This window comes from Microcystis sp. M49636_WE2, assembly GCF_030065375.1.
Lineage (GTDB): Bacteria > Cyanobacteriota > Cyanobacteriia > Cyanobacteriales > Microcystaceae > Microcystis > Microcystis aeruginosa_C.
In genome coordinates, this window is record NZ_JASJFG010000667.1 from 1 (window position 1) to 4,347 (window position 4,347).

Below are 4,347 nucleotides of genomic sequence, written 5' to 3' on the forward strand. Positions count from 1 at the left end.
AATAACAGGAATTGACTTAGGGTTAAAAGAGTTTTATACTGACGCTCAAGGTAATACTGTAGAGAATCCACGTTATTTAAGAAAGTCAGAAAAACGACTGAAAAAAGCACAAAGACGATTATCCAAAAAGTTTCGCAAAGGAAAGAAACAGTCTAAAAACTATCACAAGCAACGGATAAAAGTAGCTAGGCTTCATCTTAAGGTGTCAAGACAACGTAAAGACAAAGCAATTAAAGACGCTTTGGCGTTAGTCTAGTCTAATGATCTGGTAGTTTATGAAGCTTTAAAGGTAAGAAACTTAGTCAAAAACCGTAAGCTTGCCAAGTCGATTAGTGATGCTTCTTGGTATCAATTCACTGAATGGTTGAATTATTTTGCCAAGATTTATCGGATTGTTTGTATTGCTGTTCCTCCCCATTTCACGACTCAAGATTGTTCAGTTTGTGGGACGAGAGTTCAAAAAACATTAAGCACTAGAACTCATCAATGTCCCAATTGTAAAACAGTCTTAGATAGGGATCATAATGCAGCAATAAATATTCTTAAAAAAGGGTTGCAATATTTGGGAAAACATCTCAATGCCTCGACTTCGCTCGGCATTGACACTGAGCGAAGTCGAAGTGTCAACGGTACTGTTGGGCAAACAGAAACCGACCTAAACGCCTTGGGAGAGTCCGACCTCTGGGTTTTTAATGGAGACATTGAGAATCTAAGTTGTCTCGTTGAACAAGGAATTTCTAACAGCGATGTGGAAAGAATCCCCCGTCACAGCGTAGCTTGACGGTGGGAGTATGTCAATCAAAAATAGAGATAAATAAACTAAAGCCTGGTAAGACATCCTCTCCGCTTAAATTAGCGGGTAGTTCCATAATTTCTAAGGGTTGCTGAGGACGATAAATTTCCACCTGTTGTTGTTGAGGATTAACTAGCCAACCTAATCGCAAACCACTGTGGAGATATTCCCGCATTTTAGCTTGAATTTCTGGGAGGGAATCGCTACGGGAGCGCAGTTCAATGACGAAATCGGGACAAATAGGCGGAAATTTCTCCTGTTCTTCTCGACTTAGAGCTTGCCAACGGGTTAAACTCACCCAAGCGGCATCAGGAGCGCGATATCCGCCTTTCGGCAAACGAAAAATCGTCGCCGAACTAAAGACTTTACCCAATCCGGTTTGACGATTCCACAACCAAAGTAAACTAATAAAATCGGCTTCTCGGTTGCCGCTAATTCCCCCAACAGGTGGCATCACAATTAATTCTCCTTGGGCGTTTCTTTCCAGTTGCCAATCTGGGTTAACTTGACAGAGACGGTAAAACTGCTCATCGCTGAGATTGACTGTATCTAAGTTTAAAATCACTGCTGCCATAGCTATATTCCACCCTAGAAAACACTCTAGTCTTAATTATAGTCAATTAGATTCCCCGCCAGATAGCGATCGCACCGTCCCGATCTCCAGTGACTAACCAACGACCATCTCGACTGGCAACCATTCTTAAGATGACGTTTCCCTTCAGGGTATTCAAGCGCCGACGGGTATTAACATCCCAAAATTTGACGGTTCCATCCCCGGAGGTGCTGGCCAAAACTTTGCCCCCATCGAGCAAGGCCATATCAGTTACAGCGTCGTTATGGGCGAGAATAGTAGTGGTGCCGATGCCACTTTTCACTTGCCAACTGCGGATCGAACCGTCTTGACTAGCAGTACCGGCGGTATTACCATCCTTGGAAAAAAGCACCCGATAAACGGGGAATAAATTACCCGCATAGGCCCGAATAAAGCGACCGGTACTCACTTTCCACAGTTTAACGAAACCATCGTAATCGGCGCTAACAATTCCTTTACCATCGGGACTAAATGCGATCGCCTGAATCGGATGATTATGGCCGCGCAGGGTTTTTAACAGTGTACCCGTCTGAAAATCCCAGAGTTTAACAGTACGATCCCAGCTACCCGTAGCCAAAATTTTGCCATCGGGAGAAATAGCGGCATCAGTAACGAGAAAAGCATGGCCAGGATAGGTCATTTCTAATTTTCCCGTGCGCGTATTCCAGCGTTGCACTTTTCCCCCGGCATCGGCAGTTACAAAAGTCTCACCGTCGGGACTAAATTGGATAGCATTGACAGTATCACCTAGTTGCCAAGTCCTGAGAGGTTTTTGAGTTTTTAGGTCCCATTCCCTAACAGTGCCGTCAAAACTACCGCTCAGCAGCAAGGAGTTATCGGGACTAATGGCTAAAGCATAGATGGGATCCTGATCGGCTTTTAAAATAGTAACCCGTTCCACCATCTGCCAAGGAACGATTTCTGCTAGGGGAGACGCTTGCGGAGTGGTGGTTTTCTCTTTTTCCCGATTGACTGCACAACCCCCCGATAGCAACAGCAGCAATAATAACGATAATGTCGGTTGATAAAGGGTTATTTTCATAGAATTTTGCCGTTGTCAAAATCATCTTAAACTACTTTAAACTTGAATGGGTAAAATTTGCAGAGAATAACGACAACGAGGAACAAGATAAATGACAAATTCTTGATTAGTTGTCTTGGCTTGTTCCAGAACATTCTGTAAATTTTCACCGTGAGCAATGACCCCTTTTTCATTATAGGCAATGTATTGATTTTTATATAAATCAAGCACGGTGTCACGATTTTTGTTTAACCAACGTAACATTTCTTGGGCTTGTTCTTGAGAGATTGAGTCTGTCATAATCTTTCTAAGGAGAGACGTTTTTAATCAGAAGGAAAGCAGCACTAATCAGTTTATTTTTGTCAATTATAGCTTCTAGTTGCTCCGATTGATAACGACCTGATTCGACTTCTAAAGAAGCGGCATCCAAAGCATTAAGATAAGCATCGTTTAAAGTGTCTGTTAATTCCTGATCACTTAAATAATATCCTGCCACTTTTTGGCGTTTATTTTGGCGTTGAATTTCTCTAACACTATTGCGAATGGAGACATCCCAAGAACGAGTGGTTCTGTTTTCTGCCTGTTGTTTAATTAAATGCAGTAATAAGATAACAGCATAACTACGAATGGTGCTAATAGTCCCATTTTTGCTCATATCTTCAAGGTCTTCTACAATCGCCAGTGAACCTTTAATATCACCTTTTAAGAGCAAAGCTTTTAATTCTAAAAGTTCTTCCATAATTCAATTTCTTCCCCCAAATACCCCTTAATTATATCTGGCCACAAGTCTCTCGGATATCCCAGGTTTATTGGGTAAAATGTATTCTAAGATACATTCTTGCGGGCGAGTGAGTGGAACGAACCACAGAGACACAAAGGACACAAAGATCGATCGCTACTATATAAGCAAAAATTGTCACACAAAGTCGAGAAGAGCCAAAAAGTTAATCATTTTTTCATTTATTTTATAAGCTTTTCTCTGCTATGATGAAGCCGTTCTTGTAAAAGTAGAGTTTTTAGTCATGACTCAAAGATTAGCAAAACTAATCGATTTTCGGGGGGGATAAGCATAGCTTATTAAAACTCTCAATTGCTTCCTCTGTCCTTGGGGTAAGTGCTTTGATAGTCACCCCTGTACAAGCAGCAAATTTGGTTCAAAATGGCAGTTTTGAGAACGGTGCAAACCCTGGTCTTTTTCAAACACTTGATGCTGTTTCCACGGTAATTACAGGATGGACGGTTAGCCAAGGATCAATCGATTACATAGGTGCATTATGGCAAGCTTCTAATGGTTCTAGAAGTCTGGATTTATCTGGAGGGAATGCTGGTCGAATTCAGCAAACCTTTAACACAACTGTCGGTGGGACTTATCGGGTGACTTTTGATCTGGCGGGTAATCCCAACGCAAGTCCTATTATTAAAGACATGAGAGTGAGTGCGGGAGGAAGTTCTGCTGATTTTTCTTTTAATACAACAGGAAAAAGCAGTTCAAATATGGGATGGCTATCAAAATCTTGGGATTTTACTGCTAACAGTACAACCACTACCCTTGAGTTTATCAGTTTAACTAATAGCTTTGCTGGTCCTGCGTTGGATAATGTCTCGGTGATAGCTCTTTCCCCTCCTCCTACTCCTACTCCTATCCCCGAACCTTCATCAGTGCTAGGATTATTGAGTTTAGGAGTATTAGGAATTAGTTCTGCTTTAAAACGTCAATCTTAATCTATTTTTATCTTTTTAACCCATCTAAACTAGGTGGGTTAAATTGAATATTCAGATAGGCTTAAAATCGGTGAATAATTTGAATTTTGCGGCACATTTTTAATAATATGCTAGGATAGTATTGATGTTTTAGGAGGTAACAACCTATGCAGTTAGAAGATTATTTTGAATTTGTAGCAGTAGATAATATTCAATTAAAAGGACATCGTATTGGCATTG

General features: G+C 41.0%; 5 protein-coding genes and 1 pseudogene. 2 read left to right on the forward strand and 4 right to left on the reverse strand.

Annotated elements, in window-relative coordinates; genetic code table 11:
* Positions 1–781, forward strand: a pseudogene (locus PX484_RS15410) (RNA-guided endonuclease InsQ/TnpB family protein); the annotation flags it as partial.
* A 13-nt stretch (positions 782–794) separates the two neighbouring features.
* On the opposite strand, the gene PX484_RS15415 reads toward PX484_RS15410, so the two are convergent.
* The 4 genes from PX484_RS15415 to PX484_RS15430 are packed head-to-tail and all read right to left on the reverse strand — an operon-like array spanning position 795 to position 3,145.
* Positions 795–1,367: a Uma2 family endonuclease gene (locus tag PX484_RS15415; RefSeq protein ID WP_287668825.1), complete on the reverse strand. Its 573-nt coding sequence runs from the start codon at positions 1,365–1,367 to the stop codon at positions 795–797.
* Positions 1,368–1,413: 46 nt separating this feature from the next.
* A complete protein-coding gene (locus PX484_RS15420) occupies positions 1,414–2,427 on the reverse strand; it encodes a WD40 repeat domain-containing protein (protein ID WP_287767613.1) in 1,014 nt (337 codons plus the stop codon).
* Positions 2,428–2,463: 36 nt separating this feature from the next.
* Positions 2,464–2,706 (reverse strand): DUF5678 domain-containing protein, encoded by a 243-nt coding sequence (locus PX484_RS15425; protein ID WP_288104577.1) that lies wholly within the window; start codon positions 2,704–2,706, stop codon positions 2,464–2,466.
* 7 nt (positions 2,707–2,713) lie between these two features.
* A complete protein-coding gene (locus PX484_RS15430) occupies positions 2,714–3,145 on the reverse strand; it encodes a DUF29 family protein (RefSeq protein ID WP_287668833.1) in 432 nt (143 codons plus the stop codon).
* Positions 3,146–3,525: 380 nt separating this feature from the next.
* Between PX484_RS15430 and PX484_RS15435 the strand changes: the two genes are divergently transcribed.
* On the forward strand, positions 3,526–4,128 hold the full coding sequence (locus tag PX484_RS15435; RefSeq protein ID WP_287767616.1) for a choice-of-anchor C family PEP-CTERM protein: 603 nt from the start codon (positions 3,526–3,528) through the stop codon (positions 4,126–4,128).
* Positions 4,129–4,347: the final 219 nt, after the last annotated feature.